The organism is Pseudomonas sp. CCC3.1, assembly GCF_034347405.1.
GTDB lineage: Bacteria > Pseudomonadota > Gammaproteobacteria > Pseudomonadales > Pseudomonadaceae > Aquipseudomonas.
Genome location: NZ_CP133778.1, coordinates 5741111 through 5763356, shown reverse-complemented (window position 1 = coordinate 5763356; position 22246 = coordinate 5741111). Strand labels below are relative to the sequence as shown.

The window sequence follows — 22246 nt, the reverse complement described above, 5'->3', positions numbered from 1 at the left end:
ACCCACTCAAATATTCTGCCGGTCGCCTTTCGGGTCGAAAAACACCGAAGACACAATTTCAGCCTCGATCACGCTGCCATCCGCCTGGGGTGAGAACACCCGTTCGCCAATGCGCTTCAAGCCACCTTTGACCACGCCCATGGCAAACGAATACCCCAGCGAGTTGTGCGCATAGCTGGAGGTCACATGGCCAACCATGGTCATCGGGATGGTCTGCTTAGGGTTGAACACCAGTTGCGCCCCTTCCGGCAGCCACTTGTTCGGATCAACCGGCTTGAGGCCCACCAGTTGTTTACGCTGATCACGCACACAGTCTTCGCGGTTCATGCCGCGCCAGCCGATCCACGAGAACGGTTTGGTGCGACCCACGCACCAGCCCATGTTGAGGTCGTCCGGGGTCATGGAGCCGTCGGTGTCTTGGCCGACGATGATGAAACCCTTCTCGGCCCGCAGCACGTGCATGGTCTCGGTGCCGTACGGGGTCAAGTTGTACGATTTACCCGCCTCGGCGATTTTTTCCAGCACGCCCATCGCGTAGTCAGCCTGAATGTTGACCTCGTACGACAGCTCGCCGGTAAACGAGATACGGAACACCCGCGCCGGTACACCAGCGACCAGGCCTTCTTTCCAGGTCATGAACGGGAACGCTTCGCGGTCCAGATCAATGTCGGTCACTTCGCTCAGCAGCTTGCGGCTGTTGGGCCCACTCAAGGTCAGCGTTGCGTAGTGGTCGGTGACCGAGGTGAAGTACACCTTCAGGTCAGGCCATTCGGTCTGTTGATAGATTTCCAGCCACTGCAACACGCGCGCGGCGCCGCCGGTGGTGGTGGTCATGACGAAATGGTTGTCGGCCAAACAGGCGGTTACACCATCGTCGAAGACCATGCCGTCTTCTTTGCACATCAGCCCGTAACGCGCCTTGCCCACATCCAGCTTGGTCCAGGCGTTGGTGTAGATGCGGTTCAAAAACTCACGCGCATCCGGGCCTTGAATGTCGATCTTGCCCAGGGTGGAGGCGTCCAGGATGCCGACGCTTTCACGCACCGCCAGGCATTCGCGCTTGACCGCTGCGTGCAGGTCTTCGCCATTACGCGGGAAGTACCACGGGCGTTTCCATTGGCCGACGTCTTCAAACTCGGCGCCTTGCTTGACGTGCCAGGCTTGCAGCGCGGTGTAACGCACCGGCTCGAAAATGTGCCCGCAATGGCGACCCGCTATCGCGCCAAAAGTCACCGGCGTGTAGTTGGGGCGGAACATGGTGGTGCCCATCTGCGGGATGGTCACGTTCAGCGAGCGGGCGGCAATCGCCAGCCCGTTGACGTTGCCCAGCTTGCCCTGGTCGGTGCCAAAACCCAGCGCGGTGTAGCGTTTTACGTGTTCGACCGACTCAAAACCTTCGCGGGTGGCCAGTTCAATAGCTGCTGCCGTGACGTCGTTTTGCAGGTCGACAAATTGTTTCGGCGCCCGCGCCGTGCCCTTTTCATGGGGTACATGGAACAACGCCACGGTGGCTTCCTGACGTTGATTCAAGGCTTTTGGCAGCACGCCTTCGACCGCCTTAAACCCGGCCTCGCTGGCCGCGCGCACGCCGCCTTCAAAGCCATCGGCCAAGCTGTCGCCCAAGCCGTATACGCCGTTGATGCCGCCGACGCACACGCGTTTTTGCGGCGCTTCGCCGGGCACAAAACCCAAAATATCTTCGCGCCAGGTCGGCTTGCCGCCCAAGTGCGAAGCCAAGTGCACCACCGGGCTGTAGCCGCCCGAGGTGGCCACCAGATCACATTCCAGCCATTCGCCAGGGCTGGTGACGCTGTGGGTTTTAAGGTCGATTGCCGCCACACGGGCGCCCGTCACGCGCTTGGTGCCACGGGCTTCAATCACTGCGCTGCCGGTCAGAATCCGAATGCCTTTGGCCCGTGCTTCTTCTACCAGTGCGCCACGCGGGTTGCTGCGTGCATCTGCCACGGCGACCACATTCTGGCCTGCATCCAACCAGTCCAGCGCCACGCGATACGCGTGATCGTTGTTGGTGCTCAGCAACAGTTTTTTACCCGGCGCCACACCGTAGCGGCGCACGTAAGTCGACACCGCACCCGCCAGCATGTTGCCCGGCACGTCGTTGTTGCCATACACCAGTGGCCGCTCGCAGGCGCCGGTGGCCAGCACCACACGCTTGGCACGAACCCGGTGCAGGCGTTGACGTACCTGACCAATCGGTGCGCGGTCACCCAGGTGGTCGGTGAGGCGCTCATGAATGGTCAGAAAATTGTGGTCGTGATAGCCGTTGACGGTCGCCCGTGGCAGCAACAGCACATCGGGCAAGCCTTTGAGCTCGGCGATGGCTTTGGCCACCCATTCCATGGCGGGCTTGCCGTCCAGGCTTTCGCGGCTGTCGAGCAGGCTGCCGCCAAATTCTTCCTGTTCATCGGCCACGATCACCCGGGCACCGCTGCGTGCGGCGGCCAGTGCCGCAGCCAGACCGGCCGGGCCTGCGCCGACGATCAGCACGTCGCAGTGATGGTTCATGTTGTCGTAGGTGTCGGGGTCGTTCTGGGTCGGCGAACGGCCCAAGCCTGCGGCTTTGCGGATGTACTTCTCGTAGGTCATCCAGAACGACTTCGGGTACATAAAGGTTTTGTAGTAAAAACCCGGCGGCATCAGCTTGCCGCCGACTTTGCCCAAAATGCCCATCATGTCGGTGTTTACGTTGGGCCAGCCGTTGGTGCTGGTGGCGACCAACCCTTGATACAGCGCCTGTTGCGTGGCGCGCACGTTAGGAATTTGTGTGGCTTCGGTGGCGCCGATTTGCAGCACTGCGTTCGGCTCTTCAGCGCCCGCGGCATAAATGCCCCGAGGCCGGGAATATTTAAAACTGCGACCGATAATGTCGACGCCGTTGGCCAGCAACGCAGCGGCCAGGCTGTCGCCTTCGTAGCCTTTGTACTGTTGGCCGTTGAAGGTAAAGGTCAGCACTTTATTGCGATCAACGCGGCCGCCGTTAGGCAAGCGATGGGTCTGGCTCATACCTTTTCTCCCTGCTCACGGGTAGCGGTTGGCGCGACGGGCGCAGCCTGTTCGGTGAACTGCGGCTTAGTGCCGATCAGGTAGGTTTCAAGAATCTCGTACGTCACGGTGTTGCGCGTGGCGTTGAAGAACTGGCGGCAACCGGCCACGTGGTTCCACAGTTCGTGGTGCAAGCCGCGTGGGTTGTCGCGAAAGAACATGTAATCGCCCCACTCCTTGTCGGTGCAGGCGTTCGGGTCGAGCGGGCGCGGAATGTGCGCCTGACCGCTGGCGTGAAACTCTTCTTCGGAGCGCAACTCGCCGCAATGAGGACAGAAGATATGCAACATGGGTATTTCCTCTGTTAGTGGGCGACAGCCGCAGCGCCATGTTCGTCAATAAGGGCGCCGTTATGGAAACGGTCGATAGAAAACGGTGCCGCCAGCGGGTGCATTTCGCCTTTGGCCAAACTGGCGGCGAACACGTTGCCCGAGCCCGGCGTGGCTTTAAAACCGCCAGTGCCCCAGCCGCAGTTGAAGAACAGATTCGGCACCGGGGTTTTGGAGATGATCGGGCAGGCGTCAGGCGTGGTGTCGACGATGCCGCCCCATTGACGGTTCATGCGCACGCGGGACAACACCGGAAACATTTCCATAATCGCTTGAATGGTGTGCTCGATCACCGGGTACGAGCCGCGCTGACCATAGCCGACCCAGCCGTCGATACCGGCACCGATCACCAGGTCGCCCTTGTCGGACTGGCTGATGTAACCGTGTACGGCGTTGGACATGATCACGCTGTCGATAATCGGCTTGATCGGCTCCGACACCAACGCTTGCAGCGGGTGCGATTCGATCGGCAGACGGAACCCGGCCTGGCGCGCCATGTGCCCGGAGTTACCGGCCGTGACCACGCCGACGCGCTTGGCGCCGATAAAACCTTTGCTGGTTTCAACGCCGATGCACACGCCGTTTTCCTTGCGGAACCCCAGCACTTCGGTCTGCTGAATCAAGTCCACACCCAGCGCGTCTGCCGCACGGGCAAAGCCCCAGGCCACGGCGTCATGACGGGCCACGCCGCCGCGCCGTTGCACGGTGGCGCCGATGATCGGGTAGCGGGTATTTTTTGAGCAGTCGAGATACGGAATTTCGTCCGCCACTTGTTTGCCGTTGAGCAACTCGCCATCCACGCCATTGAGGCGGTTGGCGCTAACCCGGCGTTCCGAGTCACGCATGTCTTGCAGGGTGTGGCACAAGTTGTACACACCGCGCTGCGAGAACATCACGTTGTAGTTCAGGTCTTGAGACAACCCTTCCCACAGTTTCATGGCGTGTTCGTACAAGTGCGCCGACTCGTCCCACAAATAGTTGGAACGCACGATAGTAGTGTTGCGCGCCGTGTTGCCGCCGCCCAGCCAGCCTTTTTCGACCACGGCCACATTGGTGATGCCGTGTTCCTTGGCCAGGTAATAAGCAGTGGCCAGCCCGTGCCCGCCGCCGCCAACGATGACCACGTCATAGACCTTTTTCGGGGTCGGCGTGCGCCACATTTTCTGCCAGTTTTCATGGTGGCTGAGGGAGTGTTTGAAGAGGCCGAAGCCTGAGTACCGTTGCATAGGAATTACTCCAAAACCGCGCTCAGCGATAAACCGGGAAGTCTTTGCACAGCGACGTCACCTGACGGGCCACATCGGCCTCAATGTCAGGGTCACCGAGGTGATCGAGAATGTCGCAGATCCAGCCCGCCAATTCCGTGCACTGCGCCACTTTAAAACCGCGGGTGGTCACTGCCGGAGTGCCGATGCGCAGGCCCGAGGTCACGAAAGGCGATTGCGGGTCGTTCGGCACGGCGTTTTTGTTGACGGTGATGTGCGCACGGCCCAAGGCCGCATCGGCGTCTTTGCCGGTCAAGCCCTGACGAATCAGGCTGACCAAAAACAGGTGATTGTCGGTGCCGCCCGAGACCACGTCGTAGCCGCGCTTGATAAACACCTCGGCCATGGCCTGAGCGTTGTCGATCACCTGTTGTTGATACGCTTTGAAGCCCGGCTCCAGCGCTTCTTTAAAGCACACAGCCTTGGCGGCGATCACGTGCATCAACGGCCCGCCCTGACCGCCGGGGAACACGGCGGAGTTGAATTTCTTCTCCAGCGCTTCGTTGCTCTTGGCCAGGATCAGCCCACCACGCGGCCCACGCAGGGTTTTGTGGGTGGTGGTGGTCACCACGTCAGCGTACGGCAGCGGGTTGGGGTACAAGCCCGCCGCAACCAACCCGGCCACGTGGGCCATGTCGACAAACAGGTACGCGCCGACTTTGTCAGCGATCTGACGAAAGCGTGGGAAATCCAGGGTTTTTGAGTAAGCCGAGAACCCGGCGATGATCATTTTCGGCTGATGCTCAACCGCCAAACGTTCCACTTCGTCGTAGTCGATCAGCCCGGTGGCGGTGTCGATGCCGTACTGCACCGCGTTGTACAACTTGCCCGAAAAGCTGACGCTGGCGCCGTGGGTCAAATGCCCGCCGTGCGCCAGGCTCATGCCCAACACCGTGTCGCCAGCATTGAGCAGCGCCAGGTACACCGCCGCGTTGGCCTGGCTGCCCGAGTGCGGCTGCACGTTGGCGTAATCGGCGCCGAACAGTTGCTTGGCGCGCTCGATGGCCAGTTGCTCGACTTTATCCACGTGCTCGCAGCCGCCGTAATAACGCTTGCCAGGGTAGCCTTCAGCGTACTTGTTGGTCAGGCCGCTGCCCTGGGCTTCCATCACACGCTGGCTGGTGTAGTTTTCGGAAGCGATCAGCTCAATGTGATCTTCCTGACGCTGATCTTCGGCGTTGATCGCCGCCAACAAGGCATCGTCGTAACCCTGAATCTGATCCTGTTTGCTGAACATTGCGTACTCCCAGCGCCAGCGCGCCATTCGTCTCGGTGAGGCTTGTGCCCTTTGAGCCAGATGGTAGAGCTGGTGCAGGCCGATCAAATGCCTGCGCACGCCACGCAATGGTGCGTTTACGACATGGCGCAAAAGCAAATCTCTGTCGCCGTTGCGATGAGCAGCGCAGCGGCCCCGGTTTTAAAGGCGAAGCCCCTTCAATCCTTATCGCAGCCTGCGGCAGTGGCTACAGGGATAGATGTCGCTTAGGGGCAATTGCCGCGTAGGCAATTTCTGTCTCTAAGCCGGTGCCTGTGCACCTGCCGCATTCTTGGATAAAGTGCACCACACCCTTCGACCACGGAACCGGGAAATGACTGATAAGAGCCAACAATTCGCCAGCGACAACTACTCCGGTATCTGCCCCGAAGTCTGGTCTGCCATGGAAAAAGCCAACCACGGCCACCAACGCTCCTACGGCGATGACGAATGGACCCTGCGCGCCGCCAACGACTTTCGCAAACTGTTCGAAACCGACTGCGAAGTGTTCTTCGCCTTCAACGGCACGGCCGCCAACTCGCTGGCCCTGTCGTCGCTGTGCCAAAGCTTCCACAGCGTGATCTGCTCAGAAACCGCCCACGTCGAAACCGACGAATGCGGCGCCCCGGAGTTCTTCTCCAACGGCTCCAAGCTGCTGCTGGCACGCACCGAAAACGGCAAGATCACCCCTGAGTCGATCCGCGAGATCGCCACCAAGCGCAAAGACATCCACTACCCAAAACCCCGCGTGGTCACCATCACCCAGGCCACCGAAGTAGGCAGCGTGTACCGCCCTGAAGAAATCCGTGCCATCAGCGCCACCTGCAAAGAGCTGGGCTTGCTGCTGCACATGGACGGCGCCCGCTTCTCCAACGCCTGTGCATTTCTTGAGTGCTCGCCTGCCGAACTGAGCTGGAAAGCCGGGGTGGATGTGCTGTGCTTTGGCGGGACTAAAAACGGCATGGCGGTGGGCGAAGCAATTTTGTTCTTCAACCACGATTTGGCGGTGGACTTTGACTATCGCTGCAAACAGGCGGGGCAACTGGCGTCGAAAATGCGCTTCTTGTCAGCGCCGTGGGTGGGCCTGCTCGAAAACGACGCGTGGCTCAAACACTCGCGCCACGCCAACCATTGCGCACAGTTGCTGAGCCAACTGGTGAGTGACATTCCAGGCGTTGAACTGATGTTTCCGGTCGAGGCCAACGGTGTGTTTCTGCAATTGTCGGAACCGGCAGTGGCTGCATTGACCGCCAAGGGCTGGCGTTTCTACACCTTTATCGGCAAAGGCGGCGCACGTTTCATGTGCTCATGGGACACCGAAGAAGCGCGGGTGCGGGAATTGGCGGCGGATATTCGGGAAGTGATGGCGGGCTGAACACCTGTAGTCGCTGCCGCAGGCTGCGAAGGGTTGCATCGCAACCCGTTTTTTGAAGGCCCTGCGGTCCTTCTCGCAGCCTTCGGCAGCGACTACAGGATTTTGTGATTGTTCAGACTTGCCCGAGGGTTCGCTCAATCACATCGACCGTGGCGCTGACTTGCTCTTGATAACGGTCGAGTTCCTGTTTGTGGCTCAGTTGCAATTCAATCTGCTGCGAGCACAGATTCAACGCGGCCAACACCAGCAATTTGTCCCCGATCAAGCTCGGGTACTTTCTTTTCGTTTCGGCCAGGGCAGCTTTCAACATGACCGTGGCGGCCAGCAGAGTTTGTCTCTCCCCTTCCGGCGCTTTGATCGTGTAGTCGTTACCCAGGATCGAGACGACGCTTACACCGTCTCTGTCCACGCTCATGCGTTGACAGGGCTCACGCTCGCGCGCTCAACCAGGGCTTGAATGCGCGCAGCCGTATCGCCTTGCTTCTCTTCAGCTTCCATCAGAGACAATTGCAGGGTTTCGTTTTCTTCTTTGGCCTGGACCAGTTCAGTGTTGAGCTGAGTGTTGGCGTCCAGCAGTTCTTGCTTTTGCTGAACCAGGTCGCTGACCAGTTGTTCCAGTTTGCTAAGGGATGACTCAATCATGGTGGTGTTCTCAAGCAGTTTCAGAGGGCGCGTACGATAAAGAAAAGTCGGCCGCTAAGCTAGCGGCGACCGGCCTTTAAGAGCCCTAAAGACTGCGGTTTGCAACCTTTGTTCCCGAGACGCCCGAATACACTGTAGGAGCGAGCTTGCCTCGCGAGCTTTTTAAGGATCAAAAGATCGCGAGACAAGCTCGCTCCTACAGTCCCTTTCAGAATTCGATTCGTACATCCCCTTTCGGCACGCTGCAGCACGACAAAATGTAGCCTTCTGCCACGTCTTCGTCGGTGATGCCGCCGTTGTGCTCCATCTCGACCTCGCCGCCCAATTTGAGCACCTTACAGGTGCCGCAAATGCCCATGCCGCACGCTTTGGGAATCAACAGCCCCAGCTTGGCTGCTGCCGCGTGCACGGTTTCGGCCGGGCCCACGCGGATGCTTTTGCCAGAAGCGGTGAATTCGACCTGGTTCAAGTCCGCCACGTCCAGCTCCGGCGCCTCGGCGGCTTGCTCGGCTTGCTCAACCGCGTCGGCCCGCGCTTCGGGCGGCGTCGCGCCGAACGACTCTTCGTGGTAACGGCTCATGTCAAAACCGTTGCTTTCCAACAAACGCTTCACGGCATTCATGTACGGCGTCGGCCCGCAGCAAAATACCTCGCGCTCCATAAAGTCGGGCGCCATCAGGTCGAGCATTTTGTGGTTCAAGTAGCCGCGATAACCCGCCCACGGCTCGCCCAGTCCATGCTTCTCGCAGATCAGGTGCAGGCTGAAGTTGTCGATGCGCGAAGCCATGTGTTCCAGCTCGCGGTGATAAATGATGTCTTTGGGTGAGCGAGCGCTGTGGATAAACACCATGTCGACGTTGGCGTTGGTGTCGTAAAACCAGCGCGCCATCGACATCACCGGGGTAATGCCTACGCCGCCGCTGAGGTACAGCACTTTGGGGCTCGGCGCGTCGATGGCATTAAACAGCCCGACCGGCCCGTGCACAGCCAGCTCCTGGCCTTCTTGCAGGTTGTCGTGCAGCCAGTTGGACACCCGCCCGCCCGGCACGCGCTTGATGGTCACCGAAAAGCTGTACGGCACCGACGGTGAACTGGAGATGGTGTACGAGCGCATCACCGGGTCGCCGTCGATTTCCAGCTCCAGGGTCACGAACTGGCCCGGCTTGAAAAAGAACAAAATCGGCTGGTCAGCCATAAAGCAGAAGGTGCGCACATCCCAGGTTTCCTGAATCACTTTGACGCAACGCACGATGTGTCGACCATTGGCCCAGGTCTGGGTAGTAACCGGATTCAGAAAGCTGTTGGACATACGCTTCTCCACGGCCGACAGCCGGCCTCTTGATGGCGATTCTGCGCATGCCCAAAGGCGGCCATTTATCTATTCACGACATTCACATACTTATCGCGACCAGCCCCTGATAACAGGGGCTCGCGCGTCGGGAACAGATTGGGCCATGTCGCCCGCAGATATGGCATGTCGGCGCTTCGAACGCACACTCAGCGCCACACATAACGTTTATTGCTATGCCTTGCGTCGAACCCTGATCAGCTACTTTTAGGCCACATCGAATGGCCATGAGGACTACAACGATGGACGTCACCGCAACCTTGAGCCTGGGCGATCCACTGGAACCCGCACGCAAGGCCACCGCCGAGATGCTGCAAAACCGCGAGCGCACGTTTTCGCTGCCGCAGCCGTTTTATAACGACGAACGCCTGTTCGACATCGACATGCAGGAGATTTTTCAGAAGGAGTGGCTGATTGCGGGCATGACCTGCGAGATCCCGGCCAAGGGCAACTTCCTGACCCTGCAAGTGGGCAAAAACCCGATCATCGTGATTCGCGGCGCCGAGGGTCAGGTGCATGCGTTTCATAACGTGTGCCGCCATCGCGGCTCACGGCTGTGCACCAGCGACAAGGGCAAAGTCGCCAAGCTGGTGTGCCACTACCACCAGTGGACCTACGAGCTGGACGGGCGTCTGCTGTTTGCCGGCACCGAAATGGGCGCCGACTTCGACATGAAGCAATACGGCCTGAAGCCGGTGAACGTGAAAACCGCTGGCGGCTACATCTTTATCAGCCTGGCTGAAAACCCACCGGCGATTGACGAGTTTCTGGCCACGCTCAACCACTACATGGAACCCTACGACATGGAAAACACCAAGGTGGCGATTCAAACCACCCTGGTCGAAAAAGCCAACTGGAAGCTGGTGCTCGAAAACAACCGCGAGTGCTACCACTGCAACGCGTCGCACCCTGAGCTGTTGAAAACCCTGCTGGAGTGGGACGACGTCACCGACCCGCGCGCCGACCAAGCATTCAAGGACCACGTGGCCGCCTCGGCAGCGGCCTGGGACGCAGAAAAAATCCCGTACGCCCACGCCAGTTTTGGCCTGCGTAACCGCATCGTGCGCATGCCGCTGCTCAAGGGCACCGTGTCCATGACGCTGGACGGCAAACAAGGCTGTGCAAAACTCATGGGCCGGATCAAAAACCCGGACCTGGGCTCGATGCGCATCCTGCACTTGCCGCACTCGTGGAACCACTGCATGGGCGACCACATCATCGTGTTCACGGTGTGGCCGGTCGGCCCGCAAGAAACCATCGTGACCACCAAATGGCTGGTGCACAAAGACGCGGTAGAAGGCGTGGACTACGACGTAGAGCGCATGCGCAAAGTCTGGGACGCGACCAACGACCAGGACCGTCGCCTGGCCGAAGAAAACCAGCGCGGCATCAACTCCGTGGCTTACCAGCCGGGCCCGTACTCCCAGACCTATGAGTTTGGCGTGGTCAACTTTGTGGACTGGTACAGCGAGCGCCTGCTCAACAACCTGGGCGCGGCGCCAGCGTCGTACCTCAAAGGCATCGTCGCCCAGTAATCAAAAAACTGTAGGAGCGAGCTTGCCTCGCGATCTTTTGAACGTTTAAAAGATCGCGAGACAAGCTCGCTCCTACAGGTTCAGGTTGTTTTTTGATCAACTGTGTAAAACCCACGCAATCAAAGGCGCGCAGCCCTTCACCAACATCTTATCCACAGGCACACCCACAGCAATTGTGGGGAAGTGGGTAAGTTATCCCGAAAAGCTCAATTGGCTGTTTTTTGTACAATTCATTGAAAGCCACGGTTTACATGGCCTGTAGACAACCGTGAACACGTTATCCACATAACCGCCAACAGAGATTGTGCGCAACTTATGCACCGCCCTCCCCGACTGTGGAAAACCCTGTAAAGCCGCCATTCTTCAAGGGTTTAAGCAGTAAGCGGTGGATAACAACGGCATTTGGGTGTTTTTTGATCAGAAGCCTGTAAGCCTTGATTTGTATAGCGCTTAGCCGACAGCAAACAACTTATCCACATAAGCGCTAACAGACTTTGTGGGCAACTCAGCGCACCACGCCTTCTTCGATTAATAACTTCAAAATCGCCTGCGCGCCCTCTTCGGCGCTCACGCCTTTGAGCACTTGGCCCGAGCCACCGGCCGCCTTGGCGGTGGCTGCTTTCATACGGTCTGCGCCACTTTTGGCTTTGATCACTTTTAAGCGCTTGGGGCGCGGCTTCGCAGCCTGGAAAGCGCCCTGTGTGGATAAGTCATCCATCACCACCTCAACGGCTTCGACACCGATCAGCCCGCGTGTAGCAGGGCCGTAGGCATTTTGACGTGCCTTGGGGGCGGCGTTATCCACAGTCGCCAGAAAGGGCAGGCGCACTTTAAGGCGCCGACGCTGACCACGGGGCAGCGCTTGCAGCACCAGCGCCACGCCGTTGTGGATAGATTCGATCTGCGCCACGCCCGCGAGCAGCGGCCAGCCCAGTTGCTCAGCCAGCAGGTACGGCAGCATGCCCGAGCCTTCGCCGGTTTCGGCCTGGCTGCCCGTGAGCACCAGCTGTACGCCAGATTCGCGTAAATAGTCGCGCAGTATCGGCACTGCATCGCTGCCCTCCGGCTGCTCCAGCACATGCAGTTCGTCCAGGCCCATGCCCAGATAAGCGCGCAGAGCCGGTTCGTGCGGGTTGCCCGCGTGCAACACATGCAGGTTATCCCCAGCCAGTTGCAGGCCCAGCTCGACAGCACGGGCGTCGTGTTCCGCACGGCGGGCGCGGCCCGAGGCCGGGTGAGCGCCGATTGAAACCAGTGCAACGGTAGCGATGGTCATACCTAACTCTCCAAACCAGTGCAAAACCCGTAGGAGCGAGCTTGCCTCGCGATCTTTTAAAAGATCAAACGATCGCGAGGCAAGCTCGCTCCTACAGAGGGTCAGGCGGCGTCTTGTTTCGCGCCATGCCGCCAGTTATCAACAGCCTCTATCAGTGCTTGCAGCACCGCTGTGCCATCGCCGATCACCGACAAATCCGCACGCTTGATCATGTCGCAGGCCGGGTCCAGGTTGATCGCCACCACTTTGTCGCAGGCGCCAATGCCTTGCAGGTGCTGGATCGCGCCGCTGATACCGACCGCCACATACACCCGCGCCGTCACCCACGTGCCACTCGCGCCCACTTGGCGTTCGCGGCCCATAAAGCCATCGTCCACCGCCACCCGTGACGCACCTTCTGTGGCCCCCAGCGCGGCGGCCGTCTTGTGGAAAAGTCCCCAGTCCTTAACGCCATTGCCACCACTAAGGATGAATTCCGCCTCCGCCATGGGAATCGCTGCCGGGTCCACGTCCACTGCGCCCAGGTCTTCTATACGCGGCAAGCAACGCGGCGCCTCTGTGGATAACTCCACTTCGAGCGCTTCATGCCGGGTTTCGCTCACCGGCTCCGCGCATTCCGCCGCAGCCAAAATCAAGCGCGGCACAGGTTGCGCCACGTCTTGCAGCCCGGCCCCGGCACGGCCGACGCACTGGCCGTCCTTGACTTGCCACACCCGTGTGGCTGGGCGCTCGCCCAGGCTGGCCGCCAAGCGTCGACCCAATTCACCGCCGCCGCTACGGCTGTCCGGCAGCAACCAATGTTTGGGCGCGAACTGGTTATCCACAGCCCGCAACCCCACGACCTGTTGCTCCGGTGCATAACCTTGGCTGTCGAGCCGCAACAAGCGGTCAACACCCGCTGTGGCAAAGGCGGTTTCTTTGGATTCGCCAAACACCACCGCCAGCACCGCGCCGTCTGTGCCAGCCAATTGATGGGCCAGCCCCAGCAGGTCGCGGTCGTGGCTGCTCAAGCGGCCACCGACCATGTCCGGCACCACGGCGATATAAAACGCAGGGGCCGCCACCTGATGCAGCGGCAATTGCACCTCAACACTGGCCGTACGTTTGCTCGCCCCGGCTTGCTGTTCGCCGCTGCGGTCTATGCGCTTGATGCCGTTAGGGCCGATAAACCCCACGCCGTGCACATTTTTACGCAGCACGCCGTTGGGCCCCATCCAGCTCAGTTGTGCCGGTTGCATGGCCGCGTGCAGCGGGTGCAGGCGATTGCGGGCGATCCACTCGGCACGCGGGTCGCGACGAATAATGTCACTCATGCGATCACCTCTTCGGTTGCGCGCTTGACCGTTTTGGCCGGTGCCGGAGCTTCAACCAGCGCATCAGCCACCAATTCAGCGATGTCTTTGATCAGCGGCCGGGGCTCGACCACGCCTTCGAGCATGGCGGTGCATTGCGGACAGCCCACGGCCACGCGCTCGGCGCCGGTCTCGCGAATGTCGTCCATGCGCATGTCGGGAATACGCTGCTTGCCGGGAATGTCGGTAATCGGCGCGCCGCCGCCCCCTCCGCAGCACCGCGAACGAAAGCCAGAACGCGCCATCTCTTTGACTTCAATGCCCAGCGCACGCAACACCGCACGCGGCGCCTCGTATTCACCGTTGTAGCGGCCCAGGTAGCACGGGTCGTGATAAGTCACGCTGCCACCCGTGTCGGCACTCACGTTCAGTTCCCCGGCCGCCAGCAACTCGGCCATGTAGGTGCTGTGATGTTGCACTAGGTAGTCGCCGCCAAAGGCGCCGTATTCGTTTTTCAGCACATGGAAACTGTGCGGATCGCAGGTCACGATGCGTTGGAACCGGTACTGCGCCAACGTCTGAATGTTGCGCTTGGCCAGCGCCTGAAACGTGGCTTCATCGCCCAAACGCCGGGCCACGTCGCCGCTGTCGCGTTCTTCAAGACCGAGTACGGCGAAATTGACCTTGGCCGCTTTCAGCACTTTGACGAACGCACGCAAGGTGCGCTGGTTACGCATGTCGAAAGCGCCATCACCGACCCAAAACAGCACGTCCACCGAGGGTTTGTCGCGCATCACGTCGAGGTTTAAATCGGCCGCCCAGTTCATCCGTCCGCCGGGAGCAAAGCCGCCGGGGTTATCGGTGGCAATCAGGTTGTCCAGCACCTGCGCGCCATTGTTCGGGGTCGCGCCTTTTTCCAGGGTAAGGAAGCGGCGCATGTCGACGATGGCGTCCACGTGCTCGATCATCATCGGGCACTCTTCGACACAGGCGCGGCAGGTGGTGCACGACCACAAGGTGTCGGCGTCGACCAGGCCATTGACGATGGGTTGATGCGGGTTGCCGCCATGCTCGCCAATCGGTTTGCCGGGGTACGGGCTGCCGGCAAACTGCGCGTCAGTGCCGCCCGCCAACCCGACGACCATGTCTTGAATCAGCTTTTTCGGGTTCAGCGGCTGGCCAGCAGCAAAGGCCGGGCACGCGGCTTCGCACTTGCCGCACTGCACGCAGGCGTCGAAGCCGAGCAGCTGGTTCCAGGTGAAGTCCTTGGGTTTCTCGACACCCAATGGCGCGCTGCGGTCGGTCAGGTCGAGGGCTTTCAAACCCGTCGAGCGACCGCCACCAAAACGTTCGGCGCGGCGGTGCCAGGCCAGATGCAAAGCGCCCGCAAAGGCGTGTTTCATTGGCCCGCCCCAGGTCATGCCCAGGAACAATTCACTAACGCCCCACGCCACGCCGACGGCCAGCAACGCGGCCAGTGACCAGCCGCCAAAGCCTTCAGGCAGCACACCTGCGACCGGCAAGGTGAGGATAAAAAAGCTCGCTGAAAACGCCAGCAGACTTTTCGGCAGGCGCATCCACGGCCCCTTGGACAGCCGGCTCGGTGGATTGAGACGACGTTTAAACACACACAGCGCGCCGACAAACATCAGCGCCGTGGCGAACAGCAACGCGTAACCAAGCACGCGGTTTTGCACGCCAAACCCGTGCACCAGAATCGCCAGCACCGCTGCCAGCACAAAGCCGCCAGCCGTGGCGACGTGGGTGTTGGCCATGTATTTATCGCGGGCCACCACGTGGTGCAAATCGACCATGTAGCGACGCGGCATAGCCAGCAGCCCGCCGAGCAGATCGACCTTGGCCGGGCGGCCCCGACGCCACATAGCCATGCGCCGCACGGCGCCAAAAACGGCGAGCGCGAGGGCGGCGAATAACAGGATGGGAAGGATGATAGTCAGCATGATGAAGCTCCCAGGTCTCACACGATCCCTGTAGGAGCGAGCTTGCCTCGCGATCTTTTCAAAGATCAAAAGATCGCGAGGCAAGCTCGCTCCTACAAAGGTATGGGTCGCTGCTTAGAAATCCTTGCACAACCGCAGGGCGTCATAGATGGCGGCATGCACGTTGCGCTGCGCCACGCAGTCGCCGATACGGAACAACAAGTAGCCGTCGCCCGCTTCGCTCAGGCATGGCTGCGGCTGGATGGCGAACAACGCTTCTACGTCGATCTGGCCCTTGTTGCGCGAATCCGGCTTGAGTGCGTAGTAGAGCTCTTCGTCCGGGCGCACGCCGTTTTCAATCACCACCTGGTCGACCACGCGTTCTTCTTTGGCGCCGGTGTATTCGTTCTCCAGCACAGCAATCAGCTTGTCGCCCTCGCGGTAGACCTTCTCCAGCATCATGTCGCCAGTCATGATCACTTCTTTGGGGTACAGGCTGCGGTAGTAGGTGGGAAATGACGTGCCGCCCACCGCCACACCCGGCTTGGTGTCATCGGTAACGATTTCGACCTGCGCGCCTTTGTCCGCCAGAAAGTCGGCCACGGACATGCCGGTGAATTCGCAAATGGTGTCGTACACCAGCGCGTTTTTGCCCGGCGCCACTTTGCCGTCGAGCACGTCCCAACTGCTGACCACCAGCCCTTCGGCCGCGCCCCAATGTTCGTTCTGTTCCACATACGAATGCCCGCCCACCGCCAACACCACGATGTCGGGGCGCAGGTCGCGAATGGTCGCCACATCGGCGGCAGTGCCCAAGCGCAGGTCAACGTTGAGCCGCGCCAGTTCCAGTTGGAACCAGCGCGTGATGCCGGCCATCTGGTCACGTTGCGGGGCTTTGGAGGCGGTCGTGATTTGCCCGCCAATTGCCTCTTTTTTCTCGAAAACAGTCACGTCATGCCCGCGTTCAGCCGCCACCCGCGCGGCTTCCATCCCGGCCGGGCCTGCGCCGACGATCACCACTTTGCGTTTAGGCCCGGTGGTTTTCTGAATGATGTGCGGCACGCCCATGTATTCACGCGACGTCGCAGCGTTCTGAATGCACAGCACATCCAGCCCTTGGTATTGGCGATCGATGCAGTAGTTGGCGCCCACACATTGTTTGATCTGGTCGATCTGGCCCATTTTGATTTTGGCGATCAGGTGCGGGTCAGCGATGTGGGCGCGGGTCATACCGACCATGTCCACGTAGCCACCTTCCAGAATGCGTGTGGCCTGGTTCGGGTCTTTGATGTTTTGCGCGTGCAGCACCGGCGCCTTGACCACTTCTTTGATGCCAGCAGCCAGGTGCAAAAACGGCTCCGGCGGAAAGCTCATGTTCGGGATCACGTTGGCCAGGGTGTTGTGCGTGTCGCACCCCGAGCCGACCACGCCGATAAAGTCGAGCATGCCGGTGTCGTCGTAATACTTGGCGATTTGTTTCATGTCCTCGTGGCTCAAGCCATCGGGGTGAAATTCGTCGCCGCACAGGCGTATGCCCACGCAGAAATCCGGGCCGACTTCGGCGCGCACCGCTTTGAGCACTTCCAGGCCAAAGCGCATGCGGTTTTCAAAACTGCCGCCCCACTCATCGGTGCGTTTGTTAACCCGCGGGCTCCAGAACTGGTCGATCAAGTGCTGGTGCACCGCCGACAGTTCCACGCCGTCCAGCCCGCCTTTTTTAGCCCGACCCGCCGCACTCGCGTAGTTGCCGATGATGCGCCAGATTTCTTCGGGCTCGATGGTTTTGCAGGTCGCGCGGTGCACCGGCTCACGCACCCCGGACGGCGACATCAGGGTGGGCCAGTTAAAGCCATCCCAACGTGAGCGACGGCCCATGTGGGTAATCTGGATCATGATTTTGGCGCCGTGCTTGTGCATGGCGTCGGCCAAATTCTGGAAGTGCGGGATGATGCGGTCGGTGCTCAGGTTGACCGAACTCCACCACTCCTGCGGACTGTCGATGGCCACCACGGATGAGCCGCCGCAAATCGCCAGGCCAATGCCACCTTTGGCTTTTTCCTCGTAGTACTGCACGTAACGCTCGGTGGTCATGCCGCCATCGGTGGCATAGACCTCAGCGTGCGCGGTGCTCAGCACGCGGTTGCGGATGGTCAGTTTGCCGATTTGAATCGGCTCAAACATTGCTTCGAACGCCATATCCCGATCCTCGACTTACAACGGCTTGACGATAAACAGGCCGTGGTCGTGGCCTTCTTCCGATCCGCTATAAACCTGCTCGGCTACGGTGCGGATCTGGCTGCCACGCGCTTGCAGAATCTGGTCCATGGCACCTGCAAACCAGCCGGTGAACATGTAGTCGACCTTGCGCCCGACCTTGCCGTACACATACACGAAGCAGGAGTGTTCAAGCTTGATCGTGGCGGTGCCTTTGTCGAGGTCGATGTCCTGAATGGTGAACAGACCCCAGCCGCGTTGCGACAGGCGTTTCATGTAGTGCTCGAACACCGCAACGCCTTCCAGGCCATGGCATTCGGCTTCTTTTTCGCACCAGTGCCAGGCGGACTTGTAACCGGCCTTGTAGAGAATCTCGGCATAGGCGTCAGCGCCCAGCACCTCTTCGATGCCCATGTGGTTATTGACGAAAAAATGCCGTGGCACGTAGAGCATTGGCAGCGCGTCAGAGGTCCAGACGCCAGTCTCGCTGTCGACTTCGATCGGTAATTGCGGGGCGATTTTAGCCATGAGTACAACTCCAAAAATTGATTCGTTGTTTTGCTTGGCGTGGCTTTGGCCTTGCTCTTATAAAAAAGCTGTGTGAATGCCTTTGGAGCCGTAGCGAGCTCGTCGAGAGCAAGGAAGGACCGGAGCGACAAGCGAGACAGTACGGGACGTACGGCGAGTTTGGCGCGAGGACCTGACGCGGCTATCGGCGAGCGCAGTAGGCTCCAGAGATATTCACTCGCCCCAGACGTCTTTTAGGACACCAACCCAGTTCTCACCCATGATTTTTCGCACCACGCGTTCGCTGTGGCCGCGCTTGAGCAGGGTTTCGGTGAGGTTCGGGAACTCGCCCACGGTGCGGATGCCCAGCGGGTTGATGATCTTGCCGAAGCTGGTCAGACGTCGGGCATAGCCTTTGTCGTGGGTCAGCATTTCGAAAAAGTCCTGACCGTGGCCTTGGGTGAAGTCGGTGCCAATGCCAATCGCGTCTTCGCCCACGATGTTCATCGTGTACTCGATGGCTTCGGCGTAATCGTCGACGGTCGAATCAATGCCCTTGGCCAGAAACGGCGCGAACATGGTCACGCCGACAAAGCCACCGTGGTCGGCAATGAACTTGAGTTCGGCGTCGGATTTATTGCGCGGGTGTTCTTTGAGGCCGGACGGCAAACAGTGCGAGTAGCAGACCGGTTTTTTCGATTCGAGAATGACTTCTTCAGAGGTCTTGGAGCCCACGTGCGACAGGTCGCACATGATGCCGACGCGGTTCATTTCAGCCACCACTTCGCGGCCGAAACCCGAGAGCCCGCCATCGCGTTCATAGCAGCCGGTGCCCACCAGATTTTGCGTGTTGTAACACATCTGCACGACGCCAACGCCGAGCTGTTTGAAGATCTCGATGTAACCCAATTGGTCTTCAAACGCGTGGGCATTCTGGAAGCCGAAGATGATCCCGGTTTTGCCCAGCTCCTTGGCGCGACGAATGTCGGCAGTGGTTTTGACCGGGATCACCAGGTCGCTGTTTTCGCGGATCAGGGTCTGGCTGGCGACGATGTTATTGATCGTGGCCTGAAACCCCTCCCACACCGACACCGTGCAGTTAGCGGCCGTCAGGCCGCCTTTGCGCATGTCTTCGAACAACTCGCGGTTCCATTTGGCAATGATCAGCCCGTCGATAACGATGCTGTCTGCGTGCAACTCGGCTGGGCTCATCAGGCGTCCCCTTATAGGCGATTGCTGCGCCGAATCGTCTGCCGGCGCTTTGGGGCCAGCATAGGCTTGGGGTTAAAAACAGCCGGGTGCAAAAGCGACAGCGCGATTGCCGAAAGCGTCAATCCGCGACAAAGCGTGAGGCGGCCCTGACCTTTGCTTACGAGGCGCGGCTGTTAATTGGCCGACGCTTAAGCCAGAATCGGCCCCAACTATGGATTAGGAAGCCGCAATGAAATCGATTCTCCTGGCCTTGGCGTTGATCACCAGTGGTGCGTACGCCGCCGATGATGCCGATTACAACCCGTGTGATGCGGTAGAGAACGACCAGCAAACACTGGCGTGTTCGGTGTACAGCAAACAGGCCGCAGAGCAATTGCTGGCCGAAAACTTCGAAGCGCTGCAAGCGCGCATGAAGTCGCTTTACGGCAGCAACGCGACCCAGCTCAACAACATCACCAGCAAGATCAAAGCGGCGCAGGCGCTGTGGCTGCACCAGCGTGATGCCGATTGCGCGATTGTGGTGTTCCCGGCAACGGCGGGCACCGAAGCGTTCAACATCGCCCAAAACGACTGCATGGCGGCCATCAGTGATGATCGCTCGGAATTTTTGGAATCGATTGGTCAGGAATGACCTGTGGGGCTTTTATGACTATTTGCGGTATCGAAATCAAAGGCAGCGAAGCCATTTTCGCCTTGGCGACCCGAGGCGCACAGGGCCTGGAACACGTGGCGATTGCCACTAAAAAAATCGCCCTCGACGACGATGAAGACGCCGCCAACGTCAAAGCCTTCGCCGTGCAGATCGCAGCGTTTGTGAAGGCCAACGCCATCACCCGTATCGCAATCAAAAAACGCAGCAAAAAAGGCGAATTCGCCGGTGGCCCGACGACCTTCAAGATCGAAGGCATCATCCAGTTGCTGGACGCGTGCGAGGTGCAATTGCTGTCACCGCAAACCCTCAACGCGCAATTCAAAAAGCATGCGTTCGACCTGCCTGCATCGCTGAACAAATACCAGCACGACGCTTATAAAGCGGCGTGTGCAGCGCTGCTCAAAGGTTAAAAAAACGAGTACAAAAAAGCCCCGAACCTGCCGTGACAGGTTCGGGGCCAATAGTGTGTGATGCCGAGACGGTGACCAAACCCTCGACAGTGTTGCTGATGCCAGTGTGCCCAGCCCTGAGTGCGCTTACTTAGTCAAAAACGACCTGTTCTTAGGCATACCAGACATCCCTTTAAACCCTGCTTGCCCCTTTGTAGAAGCGCTACCAGAATCAAGCTTCGATCGCGCCTCTGTGAAAGGGAAAAAACATGATGCACGCAGATTTGATTGATGAGCAGGACCTGCTGAGCCAACTGCGTTCGCTGGGCTTTGACGTGTCGGGTAACGCTGAACAAGCGTGCTCAAGCGTGGTGTGCGGACTGAATGAAACCAATGCCCGCGCACTCAAAGGCCTGGTCGAAAAACTCTACACCAGCAGCGCGACCATCTTGCCTGCGGTGCGCCAGGCCATCGACCAGCAACTGCTGCCGGGGCTGGTGCAGTTCAAGCAAAGCAAGATCATTTAAGCGAAAGCAAGTCACTCGTAAGAGCGAGCTTGTCTCGCGATCTTTTGATTTTTTAAAAGATCGCGAGACAAGCTCGCTCCTACAGGGGCTTTGACCTTGCCCTACACCCTCACACTCGCAAACGTCGATTCATTACGCGCCTGATTAAGCGCCGACATCGGCCCGGCCAATGGCGCCAGCAACAGCGAATGCGGAATCGCCACCAGCGTGGTTTGCTGCGCCGTATTAGAGCCCACGCGCTCATCGCGTGGCGGGATCCCAAAATACTCGCGGTAACACTTGGAAAAGTGCGGCGTCGAGACAAACCCGCACACCGCCGCCACTTCGATAATCGACATGGGTGTTTGCTTGAGCAACTGCCGCGCCCGCACCAAACGCAGCTTGAGGTAGTAGCGCGACGGCGAGCAGTGCAAATACTTCTGGAACAGGCGCTCCAACTGACGGCGCGACACCGTCACATACACCGCCAACTCATCAAGATCGATGGGTTCTTCAAGGTTGGCTTCCATCAGCGCGACGATTTCCTGCAACTTCGGCTGATTGGTGCCGAGCATGTGCTTGAGCGGCACACGCTGGTGATCCTGTTCGTTACGAATGCGCTCATACACAAACATTTCCGAGATCGCCGCCGACAGTTCGCGGCCATGATCGCGGCTAATAAGGTGCAGCATCATGTCCATCGGCGCCGTGCCGCCCGAACTGGTGGAGCGGCTGCGGTCCAGGGTAAACAGGCGAGTACTCATGGACACCCGCGGGAAGGCTTCCTGCATCGACGCCAGGCATTCCCAGTGCACGCTGCAATCAAACCCGTCGAGCAACCCGGCATACGCCAGCGCCCAACTGCCGGTGCACACTGCACCCAGGCGGCGTGATTGACGCGCCTGGCTTTGCAGCCACGAAACGTGCTCGCGGGTCACGCTGCGTTGAATGCCGATGCCGCCACACACAATTACCATGTCCAGCGCCGGGGCCTTGTGCATGCTGGCGTCAGGGGTGATTTGCAAGCCATCACTGGCCCACACCTGGCTGCCGTCTGCACTGAGAGTGCTCCAGCGATACAACTCACGGCCGGACAACTGATTGGCCATGCGCAAGGGCTCTATCGCGGAGGCCAGGGAAATGAGCGTGAAATTGTCCAGCAGCAAAAAACCGATGGATTGAGGCGTACGGTTCTGGGGTTGGGCCCCGGAGTTGAACGACGTCATCGCAGTATCTCCTCACACAAAGCGGGTGATGGCCCCAGGCGCAGGCTCTTGTTATGGCCCACGTTTAGCGGGGGCTTTGCAATCACAACGCAAATGCCGTGCCTAAACTTGAATGGGTATTCAATAAAATCTGAAAACGACGTCGTAATACGTCTAGGTGGGTGATGGTGAACGCAGGCTTAAACAACGTCTAAACAGACGTGGCGCAGGGCGCGGGGCC

The 22246-nt window shown here is 59.5% G+C and carries 19 protein-coding genes; 5 read left to right on the top strand and 14 right to left on the bottom strand.

The features are described from left to right. Positions 1 to 6 precede the first annotated feature (6 nt). The 4 genes from RHM56_RS25410 to glyA are packed head-to-tail and all read right to left on the bottom strand — an operon-like array spanning position 7 to position 5894. Entirely contained in the window at positions 7 to 3024 is a 3018-nt protein-coding gene (locus RHM56_RS25410; protein WP_322237128.1) for a sarcosine oxidase subunit alpha, read from the bottom strand. After that, positions 3021 to 3353 (bottom strand): sarcosine oxidase subunit delta, encoded by a 333-nt coding sequence (locus RHM56_RS25405; protein WP_322237127.1) that lies wholly within the window; start codon positions 3351 to 3353, stop codon positions 3021 to 3023. Before RHM56_RS25405 ends, RHM56_RS25410 begins: the two co-directional genes overlap by 4 nt. 14 nt (positions 3354 to 3367) lie before the next feature. Continuing rightward, positions 3368 to 4618 (bottom strand): sarcosine oxidase subunit beta family protein, encoded by a 1251-nt coding sequence (locus tag RHM56_RS25400; RefSeq protein WP_322237125.1) that lies wholly within the window; start codon positions 4616 to 4618, stop codon positions 3368 to 3370. Positions 4619 to 4640: 22 nt separating this feature from the next. Further along, positions 4641 to 5894, bottom strand: a complete 1254-nt coding sequence (gene glyA, locus RHM56_RS25395; RefSeq protein WP_322237123.1) for a serine hydroxymethyltransferase — start codon at positions 5892 to 5894, stop codon at positions 4641 to 4643. A 352-nt stretch (positions 5895 to 6246) separates the two neighbouring features. Here glyA and RHM56_RS25390 point away from each other — a divergent pair, with 352 nt between their 5' ends. Then, positions 6247 to 7287, top strand: coding sequence for a low specificity L-threonine aldolase (locus RHM56_RS25390; RefSeq protein ID WP_322237121.1), 1041 nt, complete (start codon positions 6247 to 6249; stop codon positions 7285 to 7287). Positions 7288 to 7399: 112 nt separating this feature from the next. Here the strand turns inward: RHM56_RS25390 and RHM56_RS25385 are convergent, their stop codons facing one another. The 3 genes from RHM56_RS25385 to gbcB form a co-directional block, all read right to left on the bottom strand. Further along, entirely contained in the window at positions 7400 to 7702 is a 303-nt protein-coding gene (locus tag RHM56_RS25385; protein WP_019408532.1) for a cell division protein ZapA, read from the bottom strand. Then, positions 7699 to 7929: a hypothetical protein gene (locus RHM56_RS25380; RefSeq protein WP_322237118.1), complete on the bottom strand. Its 231-nt coding sequence runs from the start codon at positions 7927 to 7929 to the stop codon at positions 7699 to 7701. Before RHM56_RS25380 ends, RHM56_RS25385 begins: the two co-directional genes overlap by 4 nt. A 208-nt stretch (positions 7930 to 8137) precedes the next feature. After that, positions 8138 to 9238: a glycine-betaine demethylase subunit GbcB gene (gene gbcB / locus RHM56_RS25375; protein ID WP_322237116.1), complete on the bottom strand. Its 1101-nt coding sequence runs from the start codon at positions 9236 to 9238 to the stop codon at positions 8138 to 8140. Positions 9239 to 9519: 281 nt separating this feature from the next. On the opposite strand from gbcB, the gene gbcA reads away from it, so the two are divergent. Then, positions 9520 to 10812 carry a glycine-betaine demethylase subunit GbcA gene (gbcA, locus tag RHM56_RS25370; protein WP_322237113.1) on the top strand — a complete coding sequence of 431 codons (1293 nt, stop codon included), beginning with the start codon at positions 9520 to 9522 and terminating at the stop codon, positions 10810 to 10812. Positions 10813 to 11317: 505 nt separating this feature from the next. On the opposite strand, the gene RHM56_RS25365 is transcribed toward gbcA, so the two are convergent. From RHM56_RS25365 to RHM56_RS25340, 6 genes are all read right to left on the bottom strand, one after another. Next, positions 11318 to 12088 (bottom strand): electron transfer flavoprotein subunit beta, encoded by a 771-nt coding sequence (locus tag RHM56_RS25365; RefSeq protein WP_322237112.1) that lies wholly within the window; start codon positions 12086 to 12088, stop codon positions 11318 to 11320. A 101-nt stretch (positions 12089 to 12189) separates the two neighbouring features. After that, entirely contained in the window at positions 12190 to 13401 is a 1212-nt protein-coding gene (locus RHM56_RS25360; protein ID WP_322237110.1) for an electron transfer flavoprotein subunit alpha/FixB family protein, read from the bottom strand. Continuing rightward, on the bottom strand, positions 13398 to 15341 hold the full coding sequence (gene dgcB / locus RHM56_RS25355) for a dimethylglycine demethylation protein DgcB (protein ID WP_322237108.1): 1944 nt from the start codon (positions 15339 to 15341) through the stop codon (positions 13398 to 13400). The genes RHM56_RS25360 and dgcB overlap by 4 nt, the downstream gene beginning before the upstream one ends. Before the next feature lie 114 nt (positions 15342 to 15455). Beyond that, complete coding sequence (gene dgcA / locus RHM56_RS25350; RefSeq protein WP_322237106.1) at positions 15456 to 17516, bottom strand: dimethylglycine demethylation protein DgcA; 2061 nt, start codon at positions 17514 to 17516, stop codon at positions 15456 to 15458. Positions 17517 to 17531: 15 nt separating this feature from the next. Then, positions 17532 to 18062 carry a 4-vinyl reductase gene (locus RHM56_RS25345; RefSeq protein WP_153335141.1) on the bottom strand — a complete coding sequence of 177 codons (531 nt, stop codon included), beginning with the start codon at positions 18060 to 18062 and terminating at the stop codon, positions 17532 to 17534. A gap of 213 nt (positions 18063 to 18275) precedes the next feature. After that, positions 18276 to 19253, bottom strand: a complete 978-nt coding sequence (locus tag RHM56_RS25340; protein WP_322237103.1) for a dipeptidase — start codon at positions 19251 to 19253, stop codon at positions 18276 to 18278. Positions 19254 to 19482: 229 nt separating this feature from the next. Between RHM56_RS25340 and RHM56_RS25335 the strand changes: the two genes are divergently transcribed. The 3 genes from RHM56_RS25335 to RHM56_RS25325 all read left to right on the top strand — a co-directional run bounded on the left by RHM56_RS25335 (position 19483) and on the right by RHM56_RS25325 (position 20821). Continuing rightward, entirely contained in the window at positions 19483 to 19884 is a 402-nt protein-coding gene (locus tag RHM56_RS25335; protein WP_322237101.1) for a lysozyme inhibitor LprI family protein, read from the top strand. A 14-nt stretch (positions 19885 to 19898) separates the two neighbouring features. Continuing rightward, positions 19899 to 20315: a DUF3010 family protein gene (locus RHM56_RS25330; RefSeq protein ID WP_322237099.1), complete on the top strand. Its 417-nt coding sequence runs from the start codon at positions 19899 to 19901 to the stop codon at positions 20313 to 20315. A 248-nt stretch (positions 20316 to 20563) separates the two neighbouring features. Then, entirely contained in the window at positions 20564 to 20821 is a 258-nt protein-coding gene (locus RHM56_RS25325; RefSeq protein ID WP_322237097.1) for a hypothetical protein, read from the top strand. A 101-nt stretch (positions 20822 to 20922) separates the two neighbouring features. Here the strand turns inward: RHM56_RS25325 and RHM56_RS25320 are convergent, their stop codons facing one another. Further along, positions 20923 to 22026 carry a GlxA family transcriptional regulator gene (locus RHM56_RS25320; RefSeq protein ID WP_322237095.1) on the bottom strand — a complete coding sequence of 368 codons (1104 nt, stop codon included), beginning with the start codon at positions 22024 to 22026 and terminating at the stop codon, positions 20923 to 20925. Positions 22027 to 22246: the final 220 nt, after the last annotated feature.